The organism is Akkermansia muciniphila ATCC BAA-835, assembly GCF_000020225.1.
Classification (GTDB): domain Bacteria; phylum Verrucomicrobiota; class Verrucomicrobiia; order Verrucomicrobiales; family Akkermansiaceae; genus Akkermansia; species Akkermansia muciniphila.
On record NC_010655.1, the window covers coordinates 1288493 to 1305215 of the forward strand.

At 55.8% G+C, this 16723-nt stretch carries 16 protein-coding genes; 5 read left to right on the forward strand and 11 right to left on the reverse strand.

Annotation, left to right across the window (positions count from 1 at the left end):
* Positions 1–10: 10 nt before the first annotated feature.
* Together AMUC_RS05785 and nadB are read right to left on the reverse strand one after the other, a co-directional pair.
* A complete protein-coding gene (locus AMUC_RS05785; protein WP_012420119.1) occupies positions 11–1036 on the reverse strand; it encodes a hypothetical protein in 1026 nt (341 codons plus the stop codon).
* On the reverse strand, positions 1030–2634 hold the full coding sequence (gene nadB, locus AMUC_RS05790) for an L-aspartate oxidase (RefSeq protein ID WP_012420120.1): 1605 nt from the start codon (positions 2632–2634) through the stop codon (positions 1030–1032). Before nadB ends, AMUC_RS05785 begins: the two co-directional genes overlap by 7 nt.
* 106 nt (positions 2635–2740) lie before the next feature.
* Here nadB and rlmB point away from each other — a divergent pair, with 106 nt between their 5' ends.
* The 3 genes from rlmB to AMUC_RS05810 all read left to right on the forward strand — a co-directional run bounded on the left by rlmB (position 2741) and on the right by AMUC_RS05810 (position 5012).
* The gene (gene rlmB / locus AMUC_RS05795; RefSeq protein WP_012420121.1) at positions 2741–3322 is read left to right on the forward strand and encodes a 23S rRNA (guanosine(2251)-2'-O)-methyltransferase RlmB; all 582 of its coding nucleotides are present in this window, start codon (positions 2741–2743) and stop codon (positions 3320–3322) included.
* Positions 3323–3355: 33 nt separating this feature from the next.
* Entirely contained in the window at positions 3356–4177 is an 822-nt protein-coding gene (locus AMUC_RS05800; RefSeq protein ID WP_012420122.1) for a metallophosphoesterase, read from the forward strand.
* Between the two features lie 427 nt (positions 4178–4604).
* On the forward strand, positions 4605–5012 hold the full coding sequence (locus tag AMUC_RS05810; RefSeq protein ID WP_012420123.1) for a metal-dependent transcriptional regulator: 408 nt from the start codon (positions 4605–4607) through the stop codon (positions 5010–5012).
* A gap of 62 nt (positions 5013–5074) precedes the next feature.
* On the opposite strand, the gene AMUC_RS05815 is transcribed toward AMUC_RS05810, so the two are convergent.
* Together AMUC_RS05815 and AMUC_RS05820 are read right to left on the reverse strand one after the other, a co-directional pair.
* Positions 5075–7171: a heavy metal translocating P-type ATPase gene (locus AMUC_RS05815; RefSeq protein WP_012420124.1), complete on the reverse strand. Its 2097-nt coding sequence runs from the start codon at positions 7169–7171 to the stop codon at positions 5075–5077.
* A gap of 123 nt (positions 7172–7294) precedes the next feature.
* A complete protein-coding gene (locus tag AMUC_RS05820; RefSeq protein WP_031930743.1) occupies positions 7295–7525 on the reverse strand; it encodes a hypothetical protein in 231 nt (76 codons plus the stop codon).
* Positions 7526–8141: 616 nt separating this feature from the next.
* Between AMUC_RS05820 and AMUC_RS05830 the strand changes: the two genes are divergently transcribed.
* Both AMUC_RS05830 and AMUC_RS05835 read left to right on the forward strand, forming a co-directional pair.
* The gene (locus AMUC_RS05830; RefSeq protein WP_157738250.1) at positions 8142–9317 is read left to right on the forward strand and encodes a carbohydrate porin; all 1176 of its coding nucleotides are present in this window, start codon (positions 8142–8144) and stop codon (positions 9315–9317) included.
* Between the two features lie 546 nt (positions 9318–9863).
* Entirely contained in the window at positions 9864–10271 is a 408-nt protein-coding gene (locus AMUC_RS05835) for a hypothetical protein (protein WP_012420127.1), read from the forward strand.
* A gap of 98 nt (positions 10272–10369) precedes the next feature.
* On the opposite strand, the gene AMUC_RS12575 is transcribed toward AMUC_RS05835, so the two are convergent.
* From AMUC_RS12575 to tadA, 7 genes are all read right to left on the reverse strand, one after another.
* Positions 10370–10555: a FeoB-associated Cys-rich membrane protein gene (locus tag AMUC_RS12575; protein ID WP_012420128.1), complete on the reverse strand. Its 186-nt coding sequence runs from the start codon at positions 10553–10555 to the stop codon at positions 10370–10372.
* 34 nt (positions 10556–10589) lie between these two features.
* A complete protein-coding gene (gene feoB, locus AMUC_RS05840; protein WP_012420129.1) occupies positions 10590–12851 on the reverse strand; it encodes a ferrous iron transport protein B in 2262 nt (753 codons plus the stop codon).
* A gap of 76 nt (positions 12852–12927) precedes the next feature.
* Positions 12928–13158, reverse strand: a complete 231-nt coding sequence (locus AMUC_RS05845; protein ID WP_012420130.1) for a FeoA family protein — start codon at positions 13156–13158, stop codon at positions 12928–12930.
* A 31-nt stretch (positions 13159–13189) separates the two neighbouring features.
* Positions 13190–13459: a FeoA family protein gene (locus tag AMUC_RS05850; protein WP_022197917.1), complete on the reverse strand. Its 270-nt coding sequence runs from the start codon at positions 13457–13459 to the stop codon at positions 13190–13192.
* A 213-nt stretch (positions 13460–13672) separates the two neighbouring features.
* Positions 13673–15052, reverse strand: a complete 1380-nt coding sequence (locus tag AMUC_RS05855; protein WP_012420132.1) for a cytochrome c peroxidase — start codon at positions 15050–15052, stop codon at positions 13673–13675.
* Positions 15053–15118: 66 nt separating this feature from the next.
* On the reverse strand, positions 15119–16057 hold the full coding sequence (gene lipA / locus AMUC_RS05860) for a lipoyl synthase (protein WP_012420133.1): 939 nt from the start codon (positions 16055–16057) through the stop codon (positions 15119–15121).
* Positions 16058–16119: 62 nt separating this feature from the next.
* The gene (gene tadA / locus AMUC_RS05865; protein WP_012420134.1) at positions 16120–16665 is read right to left on the reverse strand and encodes a tRNA adenosine(34) deaminase TadA; all 546 of its coding nucleotides are present in this window, start codon (positions 16663–16665) and stop codon (positions 16120–16122) included.
* Positions 16666–16723: the final 58 nt, after the last annotated feature.

Below are 16723 nucleotides of genomic sequence, written 5' to 3' on the forward strand. Positions count from 1 at the left end.
GCACAGGGGGTTATCCCTGGAGTTCCCTTCTGAGTTTCGCGGGATCCTTCAATAGCTCCCGCTGAATGGCTTCCTGCTGCTGGCGCAGACGGTCTTCCCGTAACTGAAGGGATTTTTTCCCGGCTCCCAGCCCGGCATTGACAAAGGGATTGTTGTCCCCGTATTTGGACCACGGGCCGCGGGGAATGCGGTAAAATTCCACAAAGCGCCAGTGGACAATGGCTGTTCCTCCCGTAATGCCCAGATAGTCGCGTACGGCAGGGGAGATGTCAATGCCCGCCCCTTTGTTCTGGGTATTGACGGGAGGCTTGTCTCCGAAGACGTAGGGCCAGTCTTCCGTGGTGAAGGGGCCGCAGTCTTCCCATTGGGCAAAACAGGAACGCTTGTTGTAGACGATTTGCACCCATCTGCCCTTGCAGACGGATTGCCCCTTTCCCGCATATTCGCGGCGGAACCACGGGATGACCCGTGACGCCTCCGCCTTATGCTCCCCTCTGGAAACGTCATTATAAGGGAGCGCCACGTAAAAGGGGTTTTGCCGGGGGATGAATGTTTTCGGGCGGAAGTCCCTCGTGCGGCAAACGGGATCCGGGTTGTCGAAGCCGCCGAAGTTTTCCCGCCATGCGGAATCCCACGAGCTTTTGTGGTTGGCTACCGGATTGCGTTCCGTGGGTTCTTCCCCCACCCAGAAGACCGTGGCGGTAATGTTGAGACGCCAGGGATAGGTGCCGGGGCTTTGCCTGGACGTCCTGGGAAGGATGCGGGGAGCGGGCCGCTTTCCTCCCTCTGCAGCAACAGGCGATTTGACGATGACCCGGGGCAGGGGGTCCCGTTGCGTTGGGGTGACGATGACGGGGCCTTTGGGCCGTCCGGAACTGTTCGCCAGGGCGCGGGTGGCGCTCCGGCCTGTCTGGATGTCCGCCCTGGCGGTTTCTGCGGAAACCAGAACCGGCAGCGTGAGCAGGCATGCGGACAGGAGGGGGCTCCCGAAGAGCCCCTTCCGTAATGCCTGTTGACGCTGCCGGTAGTTTACCATCGGTGCAGTTGGGTGACGAAGCGGTGGTCCAGCTTGCCGGGATAATCCGTATTGAAATGAAGGCCGCGGCTTTCATTGCGGCGCATGGCGCAGTCCACGATCAGGGAGGCCACCGCCACCAGGTTGCGCAATTCCAGGATGTCCGGCGTAATGCGGTATCCCCAGTAGAAGTCCTTTACCTCCCGGTGCAGCATCCGGAGCCGCGTGGCTGCGCGGTCCAGCCTTTTATTGGTCCGCACAATGGAGACGTAATCCCACATCAGGCGGCGGATTTCATCCCAATTATGATAGATGACGGAAAGTTCGTCAGGCAGGGCTGTATCTCCGTGGTGCCAGGCTGGGATGTCGTAAGGAGTGGGGGAATCCTTTCTCAGGGGATGCAGGGAGAGCATGGAGTTCAGCGCCCTCTTGGCGACCACCACGCATTCCAGAAGGGAGTTGGAAGCCAGCCGGTTGGCGCCGTGAAGACCGGTGCAGCCGGTTTCCCCTGCGGCGTAAAGGCCGTCCAGGCTGGTCTGGCCGTTGACGTCCGTCAGCACGCCGCCGCACTGGAAATGCGCTGCGGGAACAACGGGAATGGGTTCCCTGGCGGGATTGACGCCGTAGCGGTTGCATGTCTCGTAAATCAGGGGAAAACGTTCCTGGACGAACCCTTCCGGCTTGTGGGAGATATCCAGATAAACGCACATGCTGCCCGTCCTCTTCATTTCCGAATCTACGGCGCGGGCGGTGATGTCGCGCGGGGCCAGGGATTTGCGGGGGTCGTACTTGTGCATGAATTCCTTCCCGTCCGCGCCTATCAGCACGCCGCCTTCCCCGCGCACGGCTTCGGAGATGAGGAAGGAGCGCGCTTCCGCGCCTTCCGCGCGGGTGTTGAAGAAACAGGTGGGATGGAACTGCACGAATTCCATGTTGGCGATGGTGGCCCCCGCCCGCCAGGCCATGGCTACGCCGTCCCCCGTGGCGGAATCATTATTGGTAGTGTACAGATACACGCGCCCGCAGCCGCCGGTGGCGAGCAGCACGCGGTCTGACCGGAAGATTTCCACTTCCCCGGAGACGCGGTCCAGCACGTAGGCTCCCAGAACGCGGTCTTCCGTGACGAGGCCCAGCTTGGTGGTCGTAATCAGGTCAATGGCGAAATGGTCTTCCAGCAGTTCAATGTTGGGGTGAAGCTTGGCCGCCTCCAGAAGTTTGGAGGTAATTTCCAGTCCGGTTGCGTCTTTGGCGTGGAGGATGCGCCGTTTGGTGTGGCCGCCCTCCCTGGCCAGTTCATAATCCTCTCCCTGGTTGCCGGGGTCAAAGTTCACTCCCCATTCCAGCAGTTCCCGGATAGCGTCCGGGCCTTCCTCCACGATAGTGCGCACGGCCTGTTCGTTGCAGAGGCCCGCTCCGGCGTCCAGCGTATCCGCAACATGGTCTTCAAAGGAATCGTTGCGGTCCCATACGGCGGCGATGCCGCCCTGTGCCTTGGCGGAACTGCAATCCAGAAATTTGCCTTTTGTAATGACTGCAACCTTGCCGTGTTCCGCCGCTCTCAAGGCGAAACTCAATCCGGCAACACCTGCCCCAATGACTAAAAAGTCGCTCGTCTTCATCTTGAATGGTACGGAATTGTACCATGACGCGGGCTGCCAAGTCACGCCCAATGATGGGGCGGCAGGGCATATTTGTCTGGAAAAGAAGTGTGAAACACGCTAATTCATGGGCATGAGACCCCAAGGGAACGAACAGGAAGCGCGCCGGAACAAGCATGTGCGCAGCGCGCCGTCCAAAATTGCCGTGAAGGCGCTGGGAGAGGAGGTGCTGGACGGGATTCTGGACAAATCCTCCAACCCTCTGCTGCTTATTCTGGACTGCGTGCAGGACCCCCACAACCTGGGAGCCATCCTGCGGACGGCGGACGGCGCGGGAGTGGATGCCGTCATCGCCCCCCGGGACAAATCCGTGGGCATTACGGAGACGGTGCTGCGCGTTTCCGTCGGCGCTGCGGAAAAGGTGCCTTTTATTCAGGTGACCAATCTGGCGCGCACCATGAAGCAGCTCCAGAGCCGCGGCATCTGGATATTCGGCACGTCGGACAAAGGAGACCGCGGCCTGTATGAAACGGACTTCACGGGGCCGGCCGCACTGGTGATGGGGGCGGAAGGGGAAGGGATGAGAAGATTGACGGAAGAGAACTGCGATTTCCTGCTGAGGATTCCCATGAAGGGAAGCATTCCGTGCCTGAACGTATCTGTGGCTACGGGCGTATGCCTGTATGAAATGGTGCGGCAGCGTTCCTGATTCCATGACTGTTTTTCTCCCTCCCTCGTCTTTATGATTCAGGAACTTGATCTTGCTCCGGGGGAACGCGCCAGGTTTATTTCAGACATCCATTTCGGCCATGCCAAGGCGCTGGCCCGGGAGCCGGAAGAGCTGGGGTTTCTTCTGGAGGGGTGCTCCCATCTGGTAGTGTGCGGGGACCTCAGTGAAACCCGTGAAAGCCCCTGCCGGGAGGAAGGATTGGAAAAACGGGCCCGTTTCCTGCGGATGTGCCGGGATGCCGGGGTGCAGCCCGTTCTGCTGGCCGGCAACCATGATCCGGACGAGAAAGCCGGCCTGCTGAAATTGCAGGGCGGCCGCATCTGCGCTTTGCACGGCCATGCGCTGTTCAGGGAGGTGGCTCCGTGGGGATGGGAATATTTGAAAAACAAGCAGGTTTCCCGCGAACTGATCGCAGCGTTCCCGGAGGCGGAGGCAGATTTGCTGCGGCGGCTGGAGCTGGCCCGTGCCATGAGTGTGCTGGTGCCTCCTGTTTATACGCGTTCCGGAACACATCAAAATAAACTGGTGCGTTTTTTAGCTCATTCTGCCTGGCCGCCGGAACGGCCCGTGCGGATTCTTCTGGCATGGCTGACGATGATGCGGCGCATGGGGAAATTTGCAGACCGTTTTTTTCCGGAAGCGGAAGTCGTCATTTTTGGCCATCTTCACCGACGGGCGGTGAGCGGGAAAAAGGGGCGGCGGCTGTACATCAACCTGGGCGCCTGTTTCCGCCATGCCAGATGCTGGGCGGCGGACGTAACGCCGGAAAGAGGAGTCTCCATCCGCAGTTATACGCCCGGAGGATATGATGGCCCGGAGGCAATTCTCCGCTGATTGATGCCCACGGAAAAAAGTGAGGGGAACGCGTCCGTGTTTAGGCGATAATGTGTTAGAGCACCGGATGACTAGTCCATACAGTTTGTGGACGCGTTCCCCATAGAATTTGGCCGCGCCTGTTTTCCCTGGTAGCCGGCGGGACAGTTTTTCCCGGAGCTTTTCAGGGCGCAGCCCCGGCAGCAGCAGGGGCGCGAGGAGGAAAAAAACCTGGAGAAGAAGGACTCCATTCTGGCGGGTGCGCCGCCGGAGCACTTTCTTTCACCGTTTCTTTCCGAATTGGGGCTGACCATGAAGCAAAGTTAGTGCAACCTAACTCATATTGCAAGAAAAAAGTTTGTCTCACCTAATATTTTTCAAGAAGAGGTTGACTTGGTCAGAGCCTTGGTTATTGTTTTTTGTTAGTTAAACCTAATAAGCATCAATCATGATACATGAAAAATTTTCCACTCCGGAGTTGAGCAACAGCCTGGAGGATTATATTGAGGCCGTCCGCAACATTGAGTTGGAAAAGGGATGCGCCACCGTAGGGGAAATTGCGGAATCTCTGAACGTGAAAAAACCTTCCGCCTCACTGGCCATGAAGCAGTTGAAGGAACGCGGCCTGGTGGAATACACGCAGTATTCTCCCATTGTCCTGACCAGGGAAGGCCGTTATTACGCGGACCGGGTCATTTCCTGCCATACCATGGTGAAGGAGTTCCTCATTACGGTGCTGAAGATGGAGGAAAAACGCGCCGATGAAGTGGCCTGTTGCATTGAACATATCATGACTCTGGAGGAAATCTCCCGTTTCCAGCTTCTGACGGATCGTTGCAGGGAAAGAGGAGAATAAAATACTCCCGCATGATTTTCCGGGGGGACAGTTCATGAGGGAATGGCTCATCCCTCTCTTTTTTACTTCGGAACCCGGACAGGGGGAAGGCATCGGCGTGTGCTGCGCGCGCTGACGTACACTGTGGAAGCGTTATGGAGGAACGCGGAAAGGTCCGGGGTAATCAGCCCGAACATGCCTAGCAGGATCAGAGAGGAGTTGAACCCGACGATAAAGCGGTAGTTGCGTTCTATTTTTTCAAGGACGGCACAGCTCAATTCCCTTAAAACAACCAGTTCAGCCAGAGAGCTGGACAACAGGGAAATATCCGCCACTTCACGGGCGATATCGGAAGAATCCTTCATGGAGACGGAAACATCTGCACAGGAAAGAGCGGGGGAATCGTTGATGCCGTCTCCCACCATGCACACTGTTTTGCCGGATTTCTTCAATTGCTGGATAAAGCGGGCCTTATCTTCAGGCAGAACCTGGGAACGGTATTCCGTGATGCCCAACTGGCGGCTGATGGCGCGGGCTGCGGATTCGCTGTCCCCCGTGAGCATGATGATGGAGGAAATGCCCTGCCGTTTCAGCCGGGCGATCGTCTCTGCGGCTTCCGGCCTGGGCGGGTCGCTGACGCCGATCATGCCGATTGCTCTGCGGCCTATGGCGAGAAAGATGTTGGATTTTCCTCTGGCGTGATTGCGTATGGTCAGCCTTTGCTCTTCCGTGAGGGGGATGCGTTCATCTTCAAAGAGAAAATGGTAGCTGCCCACAAGAACCTTTTTTCCATGAAGGCGGGAGGAAATGCCGTGGGCCACGATGTATTCCACCTCCGCATGTTCTTCTTCATGGTGTAGGCCCTCCTCCAGCGCTTTGCGCACAACGGCCCGCGCCACGCTGTGGGGGAAGTGTTCTTCCAGGCATGCTGCCGTTTTCAGGATATATTCCCTGCTGCAGTCGCTCAAAGGGATGATCTGCGTTACCTGAGGGCAGGCGGAGGTCAGCGTGCCCGTCTTGTCAAAAACGATGGTGTCCGTTTTGGCGAACAGCTCCATGAATTTCCCGCCCTTGATCATGATCTTGCGCGCTGCGGCCTCTTTCATGGCGGAGATGACGGAGATGGGGGTGGCGAGCTTGATGGCGCAGGAATAATCCACCATCAGCACGGAGAGAGCCTTGGAGATATTCCTGGTGAACAGAAACAGCGCCCCTGCCGTGAGCAGGGTATAGGGAACGATAGAATCCGCCAGCTTTTCCGCCCGGCTTTGGATGCGCGCTTTCAGTTCCTCCGAATGGTCGATCAGGGCGATGATATTGTTAATGCGGGACTGGTCTCCTGCGGCGTCCACCCGGATGACGAGGGAACCCGTTTCCAGCGTGGTTCCGGCAAAGACGACGGACCCTTCCCGTTTGGAAGCCGCTTCCGATTCCCCCGTCATGGCGGCCTGGTTGACTTCCGCTTCTCCGGACAGCACGGTACCGTCCACAGGGATGACGTTCCCCGCGTCCACGCGGATTTTCTCCCCCGGGCGGATTTGCTCCATGGGAACCTGGCGCATGCCTCCTTCTTCCACCCGCCAGACGCGGTCTATATTTATGCTCAGGCTGGCCGCAAGCGCCGCCCGGGTCTTTTTCCGAGTGTAATTTTCCAGCAGGTCTGAAATGGAAAGAAGGAACATGATGGAATTGGCCGTTCCGTAAGCCTTCGTGCCTATGGAAACCCCGATGGAGACGGCGTCCAGAACGGCTACGTTGAGCCGTCCGCTTCCCAGGCCGGCCATTCCGCGCCGTAAATAGGAACTGTAATTCCAGAATGCTTTGGCCATTCTGAGCGGGGGCGGCAGAAACACCTTGCAAAACAGGAAAGAGGAAGCTTTCCCCGCTATGCGGAGAAAAAAGGACCGGGCCAGTTTCCTGGCCTCCGCGCGCTCTTCCGGTTCGTGGCTGCGGAGTGTTTCCGGCCTGAGCCTGTCCAGCGTGCGGAAAATGGCCTGGGGGCTGGTTCCTTCATACAGGATGAACACACCTCCGTTGCAGGGGGTGGCCTTGACGGAGTATACGCCTTTCTGTTTCAGGAGCCTGCATTCGATGCCGTAAGCCTGGTCATGATTGAATGCGCAGCGGCCGCTGCGTACACGGAGCCTGCCGGGCGTATGATGGATAACCTGGTAATGCATGGATAAGGAAAAAGAAAAGGGGGAAACGCCCTTCTCCGTGCGTTTCCCCCGTTGGGGGCGGTCCATTCCGCTGGCGGAGAAGGAAACGGGCGCCCCGCTGTTTGGTGATGGACAATGAGATTGCTACTGTTCCGGCCTGCTGTTTTTCGCGGCGGCCTCATGGCACAGGTCTTGGGCTTCTTCCCGGATGTTTGCCAGTTGTTCCATGGCCTTCTGCTGGATGAGCATGGCCTTGGAAAGGCCCTGGACGGCCAATTTCCTGGCAACGGGACTTTTTACTACTTTCGCTCCGATGGCGGCGGCGATCATTCCTCCGACGAAGCCCCAGAGGCCTTTGTTGTTCATGTAACTCATGGTAATGTTTTGATTGGGTTCATCCGGCCTTGGCGGCATGCAGCCGCTTCTTTTCCGGAAGGATTGGATTATATCCAATCCAGCCTGCATTTTTTTAGCGTGCCCCCGTATTCTGGTCAAGATGAATTAGTTGAAACTAATTTTTTAGCAGACATGAAAATATTTTTGCGATATTTTTAATACGTTGAAAACAAATAAAATATAATGAACCAACATAATGTTGTACTGAGCAGGGCAAGGGCATTGGGAAGAAAAAGTGTTGACTGAATAGTTAGTTTAATCTAACTTTGCCGCGTTGCATGAACTTGACCCATACAGGACTTCACCGTTTCTTCCGCCGGGTCTGCCGGTACAGGAAACTGGCCGGGCTGCTCATCCGGCGTCCCAGATACCGTCTGCTCTGCGGAGACTGTGGGTTCTGTATGGGGGCATGCGGCAGAGCTGTGAAAGAGCAAGCCCGGGAGAACGGAAGCGGAGCTCTTTCCCTGTAAAAGGAAAGCGCCCCTCTCCACCTCTGGATCAATCATATAAGTATTATACCACAAACATCCAACGATAAGACTAACCGTTTTCTATGAAGAAGCATAACATAATAGCAATGGCGTTGACGAGCCTCATGGCGCTTCCTGTAATCGCTCAAGACAGCACCCCTGCTGTTGGTGATATTTTGCAGGGCATCAACATGTTCACTCCGGAAGAAGGTGATCCTGCCTGCAAGGTGAAGGCCAATGAGAAATACGGCACCCAATGGGGTGTGGATATGGCCTACGGGCTTTGGAATACGGAAAAGGTTTCCGATGTTAAGCGCCATAACAACCTGGCTCTTCTTCATGCCCAGCTTAATCAGCGCCTTATTGAAGACAAGGCCAACGGGGGAACCTGGTTGCGTGTGGAATTTTCCGGTTCATGGGGGCTGGATCGTGAATCCGCACAGAGCGATACGTTTTTCACTGAAGCCTATGCCACGGCTTCCGGCTTGCATGCTGACGCGATGGGGCCTCATGAAGGAATATTCCCTGAAGTGGCGCTGATGCAATACTTTGCAGGGAAGCGCGCTTGCCTCATCGCAGGTATGGTGAATCTCACCAACTACTTTGATGCTGTCAGCATTGCCAATGACTCCTTCTCCTCTTTCACCAATGACGGGTTTGTGAACTCCACTATCCTACCTTTGGTGGACAGCAATATTGGCGGTATTCTGCAAGTTGAACTCAACCGCAATAATTACATGATGGTTGCCGTTTCCCGCACGGGATGCGATTCCGGATACAATCCTTTTAATTCCGATTATTGCGATGGTTATGCCGTGGTTGGCGAATACGGCCATATCTTTGCCGACGGCGCTGCGACTCTCCGCATCAATCCGTTCTATACCAGCACGGATGTGGACATGGACGACGGGACCGGGGAACGCCGCCGCCAAAATGCCGGGCTTGTCGCGAGCATCGAATATACTCCCTGCGATCCTCTGACCATTTACTCCCGCGCCGGATTTGCCGCCAAACAATACTTGAGCAACTCCGCTGAATTCTCCGTGGGCGCCAACATTAAGCTCTTCCCTTCCCGTGAAGATGACTTCCTGGGCATTTCCTACGGTGTGTTCAAGGGGCAGACCCCCTGTGACGGAGAGCGCGCTGAGCATAACCGCGAACAGGTGCTGGAAGTCATGTACAGCTTCCAGGTGAATGATTATTTCAAAGTTGTTCCTCACTTCCAGTACATCGCGAATCCGGCTTACAGCACTTCCAGCGAAAACATTCTCTGGGGCGTTCAGGCAGTCTTTTCTTTCTGATCAGCTGATCCTGGACATGGCCGCCTTTTCTCTTAAATCAGGCATGGCCGGAGTTCCATGAAAACATAATGACATTAAATCTTCCTTGTCTGTCTCCATGCAGTGAGCGGAATCCTGCGTGAGAAAGATATAGAAGGGGTCTGCATGACCTGGCGGCAACGCCGCATTCTCGATCAGGTAGAGGATGCGGCGTTGCTTATTTGATTACGGAGCCATTTACCCTCCTTTATTGATGCCTGCTGGCGGAGCTTGGACCGGCAATGTATGCCGGGTCATGGAATGGCCTTCAGCCTTTCCTTATCTACCGTCAAATACTGACTGTTGAAGGTAGGAGGCTTCCCCAAGGCTATTCCGTAGAATTTTTATCCCAGGGAAAAATAAAAGCCGCCTGAAAATGGGCTTTCCCACCCCTGTCTCCGTTCCCGGAAAAAACGGAAAAGAAGGCTTTTTGCCACGCCGGAAGATGGATGGGAGCCGCAACGTTTCCGGGGGCCGAAGCGTTTAAAACCATATTGACTTAAACGGGAATTATCTTAAACTGACAGAATGAGTAAGGTTCAATGGGAAATTTCAAATGATGAAGTGACCGACCGTGATACTGCTCTGCGCCGCTTGCAGGAAGGAACGACCGGCCACGTGGTGTGCGCCCGCGACGGCGCGTGCCTCCAGTCTTATAAGGAAGCGGATGGCGTGTACCATTGCGAAATTGTATTCAAGACGGATTCCTGCTGCCCGCCGGTATTCGCCGCCCCGGAAGGGGTGACGGGAAAGGAGCTGGAAATGCTTTACGATCGTTTTGCCAATGGGGACGATTTTTCCTTTGTGGAAAAGGAATGGGAACCTCTGATGGCCGTGGAATACCGCCATCGCCACAATGTGATGTGGTTCATCTTCCTGTTCATTGCGCTGGTAATTGCGGCCATGGCGGCATATCAGCACGGTTGGATTGAGTGACAGGGTAGAGGCTGGCTGCGGCAGGCGCCGTAGCAGAAAAACCTGCAAACCGTAGAAAATGGTTTGCAGGTTCTGGATGGGATAACCGGGGCCGGGATTTAATCCTGTTTTTCGTGGTCGTGATGGTGGCCGCCGCAGCAATTTCCGCCGCCACCGCAACAGCCGTCGCTGTCGTTGCCGCAACATCCGCAGTTGCCGCAGCACTTGCCGCGCTTACTGAAAATTTTGTATAACGCGTAGGCTAGGGCCAGGAAAAGAAGGGTGGCGATGATATATGTTCCCATATTGGTCAGTAGAGTTAAGGAATTGGTTTAGGAGTTATTTGGAGGCTGTATAAGGTTTCTTTGCCACTAGGTAAACGAACCCCAGCAGGAGCAATAGGGCAATGCCCTGCCCGATGCCGAAGGAAGCTTCCGCATAAAGCCATGCTCCCAGCTGGTAAATCAGGAAGGCCAGGCAGTACGCCAGGGCGCACATGTAGCCGATGGCGAAGAAGGTCCATTTGGCGCTGTTCATTTCCCTTCTGATAGCGCCCATGGCCGCGAAGCAGGGGGCGCAGAGAAGATTGAAAATCATGAAGGAGAAAGCGCTCAGGAAGGTGAAGGCTCCCGCTTGGACCAGGCGGTCCCCGGTTTCCCTGATTTCCGCATCTTCATCTTCCTCTTCTTCCGCTTCAGCAGCGGATTCTCCGGAACCTTCCTCCAGGGATGCCTGGAGCTCCCGGCCGGCGGGGGACATTTCCTGCGTTTCGGGGGAGTCCTCCGTTTTTTCCGCTTCATCTTCCCCGGAACTGCCGTCCGCATACAGGACGCCGAAGGTGCCTACCACGTTTTCCTTGGCAATCAATCCGGTAATGGTAGCCATGGTGGGTTTCCATTCACCCCAGCCCAGAGGCTGGAAGACAGGCGCGGCCACATTGCCGATGGAGGCCAGCATGCTGTCATTCTGCTCTACGGAATCCACCTTCCAGTTATAGCTGGAGAGGAACCAGATCAGGGCGCTGGACACAAAGATGACGGTCCCGGCTTTTTGCACGAAAGCCTTGCAGCGGTCCCATGCATGAATGATGACGTTCTTCCAGGCCGGGATGTGGTAAATGGGAAGTTCCATGACGAAGGGAGTGGGGTCCCCGGCGAACATGGCAGTCTTTTTCAGAATAAGGCCGGAAAGGATGATGGCGCCCACCCCGATGAAATAGGCTCCCGGAGCCACCCAGGAATTTTCCGGGAAGAAGGCTCCGGCAATCAGGGCAATGATGGGAGTTTTGGCCCCGCAGGGGATGAACGTGGTGGTCATGATAGTCATGCGCCTGTCCTTTTCGTTCTCAATGGTGCGGGTCGCCATGACTCCAGGAACGCCGCACCCCATGGAAACGAGCATGGGAATAAAGGATTTCCCGGAAAGGCCGAATTTGCGGAAAATGCGGTCCATGATGAACGCTACGCGGGCCATGTAGCCGCAATCCTCCAATATGCCCAGGCACAGGAACAGAACCGCCATTTGCGGGAGGAAGCCCAGAACGGCTCCCACGCCGGCAATCACGCCGTCCTGGATCAGGCTTTCCAGCCATGGGGCGCAGCCGGCGTTTTCCAGCAGGCTTCCTACCCATTCCGGAACCCATTCCCCGAAGAAAGTATCATTGGCCCAGTCTGTGCCCCATGCGCCTATCGTCTGAATGGAGATGTAATATACAGCCCACATGACGACGGCAAAAATGGGGAGGCCCAGCCAGCGGTTGGTGATGATGCGATCAATCCTGTCGCTGCCCGTCAGGCTGCCGGGGCTGGCTTTAACGACGGCGTCTTTGATGATGCGGGAAATGGAATTATAGCGTTCATTGGTGATAATGGATTCACTGTCGTCATCCATTTCCCGTTCCATGGTTTCAATAATCCCGTTGATGCGGGATTGTTCCTCGGGATTGAGCGCGAGCTGGTCCGCGACTTTCTGGTCTCTTTCGAAAACTTTAACGGCAAACCATTTTTTCTGCTGATCCAGGCATTTTCCGGTGATGATTTCCCCAATTTCTCCGATGGCTTTTTCCAGATGGTCCGGAAAGTGGACGGCCTGCGGGGTCCGGGCGTCGTCCGACGCAGTCGTCGTTACTACGGCGTCTATCAGTTCACGGATGCCGGTCCCCTTGAGAGCGCTGATTTCCAGCACCTGGCAACCGAGGTTGCGTGCAAGTTTTTCCGTGTCGATCCTGTCGCCGCGCTTCCGGACAATGTCCATCATGTTCAGCGCTATAATGACGGGAACGCCCAGTTCGCAAAGCTGGGTGGTGAGGTAAAGATTGCGTTCCAGGTTGCTGCCGTCAACCAGGTTCAGGATGAGGGAGGGATGGTCCGTGACTAGGTAATTCCGGCTGACGACTTCCTCCAGGGTATAGGGGGAAAGGGAATAAATGCCCGGAAGGTCTTCAATGATGATATTTTTATGGCCTTTCAGGCGGCCTTCCTTTTTTTCCACGGTGACGCCGGGCCAGTTCCCGACGTATTGGTTGGCGCCTGTCAGGGCGTTAAAGAGCGTGGTTTTCCCGCAGTTGGGGTTGCCCGCCAGGGCGATGGTAATGTTGCTCATGAATGGTTTCCTTGTCTTGATATATGGGTGCCCGTCTTGCTGTAAAGTCAGGAAACGTGCGGTAATAGAGGCGGAATCAATGGATATGGATGTTCTCCGCTTCCGATTTGCGAATGGAGAGTTCGTACCCGCGGACAGTAACTTCAATGGGATCTCCCAGAGGGGCGACTTTGCGGATGAATATCTGCGTTCCCTTGGTAACCCCCATGTCCATGATGCGTCTTCTGACCGGGCCTTCCCCCGCCAGTTTGCCGACGGTGACGGTTTCCCCGATGAGGGCATCTCTCAATGTACGATGTTTGGTCATAGAATAATGGTTGGTTGTTGGATGGAATAACTCAGGCAACGAATATTTTGCTGGCAAGCGCCTTGCTGAGCGCAATCCTGGAGCCTTTGACGTTGATAATGAAATTACCGCCGTTTTCGGAAACGATGGAGACCGTGCTCCCGGCAACGAAGCCCAGGCTTTCTAGAAAACGCCGGGTTTCATCCTTGCCATGGATTTTGTTGACTTGGCGAATATCGCCGATGTTGAGCATGGAGAGTGGCATGGTGCGTGTATGAATCAAATCCGGAAAGAAGTTAGTTTTATCAAACTGATAAGTCAATGATATTATTAGGATATATTTTTTCAATCAATGTCAAATGCGTTTAATATAAATTGTTTGCGTATTAGTTTAATCTAAGTGTGGCCAGCGGGGAAGAGGCGGGGAATGGAAGTTTCCCGGCAGTGTCTGCCGTAGGAACTGGAAGGGAAATGCAAAAAAGCCGCGCCAATGAATGTTCATTGGCGCGGCTGGAAAAAGAGCTTTTCTTCAGATTCAGGAGGCAGGGCAAACTTCGCCCTGGACGGGTTTGCCGTTGTATTCTCCGGTAAGCGTCTTCAGGAAAGCCACCAGAAGTCTCACTTCCTTCTTGTCCAGTTTATCGTAACCGAGCTGGTAATGGTACATTTTCGTAATGGCTTCCTCCAGAGTCTGTGCGGAGGCGTCATGCATGTACGGCCAGGTGAGTTCCACATTGCGGAGGGTCGGAACACGGAAGCGGTGCCTGTCCGATTCCTTTTTGGAGAAATTCATCAGGCCGTTATCGTCGTTGGTCTTGGCGCGTCCGGCAAAGAAATCGCCTTTGAGGTCGGCGTATTCAAAGGACTGGCCTCCCATGGCGGGACCGGTGTGGCAGGTCTGGCAACCAAGCTTCAGGAAAAGCTTGTAACCTTTTTTGGCGTTCTCGCTGATGGCGTTTTCATCCCCTTTCAGGTAGCGGTCAAACGGGCTGTTCGGCGTGATAAGAGTTTTTTCATATTCCGCGATGGCATTCGTGATGGTCTCTCCGGTGAATCCCTGGGGGTAAACCTTTTTGAATTCTGCGGCAAAAGCGGTGTCCTGGTCCAGTTTGGCAGCGATCTTCTTCCAGTCATCCGGATGTTCGTACCCCATTTCCACCGGATTCAGGGGCGGTCCGCCGGCCTGTTCCTGGAGGTTGGCTGCGCGTCCGTCCCAAAATTGCTTGGCATGGAAAGCGGCATTGAAAACGGTGGGGGCATTGATGCCGCCTTTCTGGCCGCGGACTCCGGTGGAAGTGGGCAGGTTGTCCGTCCCGGCTTTTTCCAGGGAATGGCAGGAAGCGCAGGAAACGGTATTGTCCGTGGAAAGGCGCACGTCATGAAAAAGCTTGTAGCCCAGGGCCACTTTGGCCGGATCCGTGGGGAGGGCGTCCGGAATGGGGGCAAGAGGGGAAAGGGCGTATTCCTCTCCTACCATATCGCCGAAAATTTTCAGGCGCTCATCCTTGATCCACTGGAGCATGGCGTTTTTCTCCCGGAGAGTGAGCGTGCTGCCCCAGTGCACCATGGTGTAGGAAGTGGGGGGCATGGAATTGATTTGAAGCACATGTTCCAGCTTGGAAAGGGTGACGGCAGTGGGAGGTTCTTCCATATTGTAGCTGCGCTGCCCGTCCCTGATATGGCGCGCCAGCAGGCCTCCGGAAAGAGTATTGACCAGTTCGGAAATGTGAGTGCCGGGCTTGTGGCAGTCCGCACATTTGGAATTCATGGTCTGTGCGGTAATTTCCGCCGCCTGGGCGGACGTCAGTGGCTTGACATTCTGGTTCGGCAGGAACAGGGGGGCGACAGCCGCCGTCACGATGACCGTGCCGCCCAGAATGGCTCCTGCCTTGATGAAGGAACATGTTTTGCTCATGAGATTCTCAATGACGTGGAATTGCCCGGATGGTAAAAGGGGAAGGATAAAAAATCAAGATTTATTCTAAAGTTCGCCGGCCTTTCTCAGGTCTTCGTTAATGGCTTCCAGAACATCCGCTTCCGGGGTGAAATTGGCGGCATGGTAGGAGCTGCGGACCAACGGCCCGGATGCCACGTGCCTGAAGCCTTTGGAGCGCGCAACTTCCTCATACCGGGCGAAATCATCCGGATGGACGTATTTGACCACCGGAAGATGGTTGCGGGAGGGGCGCAGGTATTGCCCCAACGTCAGGACCGTGACGCCGTGCTCCAGCAAATCGTCCATGGAGCGGAAAAGCTCTTCTTCCGTTTCCCCCAGGCCCAGCATGATGCCGCTCTTTGTAGACACTTTGCCGTCCACGCACTCCAGAGCCATCCGGAGAACGCGCAGGGACCGCCGGTACTGGGCGCGGAAGCGGACAATGGGCGTGAGGCGTTCCACCGTCTCCAGATTGTGTCCGAAAATATGCGGACGGGCCGCCATGAGCGTCTGGATGGAGGAGGGCTTCTCATTCAAGTCCGAGGCAAGCACTTCAATGATCGTGGAAGGGCTGGCTTTTCTGACGGCCCTAATTACCTGGGCGAAATGCGCGGCGGCGCCGTCCGGCAAATCATCCCGGGTGACCATGGTAATCACGGCGTGGCGCAGCTTCATGTGCACGACGGCTTCCGCCACGTGCTGCGGTTCTTCAGGATCCAGCGGGCCGGGCTTGGCCGTGCGGGTGGCGCAGAATCCGCAGGCGCGCGTGCACCGTTCTCCGGCAATCATGAACGTGGCCGTACCCTGGTTCCAACATTCATAACGGTTGGGGCAGTGTGCTTCTTCACAGACGGTGAAGAGGTTTTTGCCTTCCACAAGCTGCTTGACGTCCCAGAATTCCCGGCCGTTGGGCAGACGAACCTTGATCCACGACGGTTTGCGTTCCGTTCCTTCCGCAGTCTCATTGTCGTTCCGGCGTTCCATAGTCCCGCTAGCTTGCCGTGACTCTGCTGCTTTGGCAAATGCAAAGTGTTTTATTCCGGACTTCATTCCCCGTTTTCATCCGGAGGGGAAGAAAGACGCGCAGACAATTTTTTCCGTTCTTTTGCCGCCAGACGCGCCGCACGGAAAAACTCCTGGAGATGAAGCAGGCACTCGTCTCCCAGTACGCCGGGACGCACCTCGCACTTATGGTTCAGGGGCGGATTGGAATCCAGCAGATTGATCCAGCCCCCCGCAGCCCCGGTTTTTGCATCCGGGCAGCCGAAAACGACGCGGTCCGGACGGCAGTGGACGATAGCTCCTGCGCACATGGGGCACGGCTCCTTGGTGACATACAGGGTGCAGCCTTCCAGCCTCCAGTCGCCCAAAGCCTCCTGTGCCGCCGTCAGGGCAATCATCTCCGCATGGGCCGTAGCATCCTTGAGCGTCTCCACCTGGTTCCAGCCCCGGCCGATCACGCGGCCATCCTTCACCACAATGGCTCCAACAGGCACTTCCCCTTTCACGAGGGCCTTTCTGGATTCTTTCATGGCTTGGCGCATGAACCATTCGTCCGAACCGGGCATTTCCATCATTACGGAGGTTATCATGGACCGGGCGGCGCGGTTCTGGCAAGCTCTTTCTGGAAGATTCTTATTGTGTTTTATA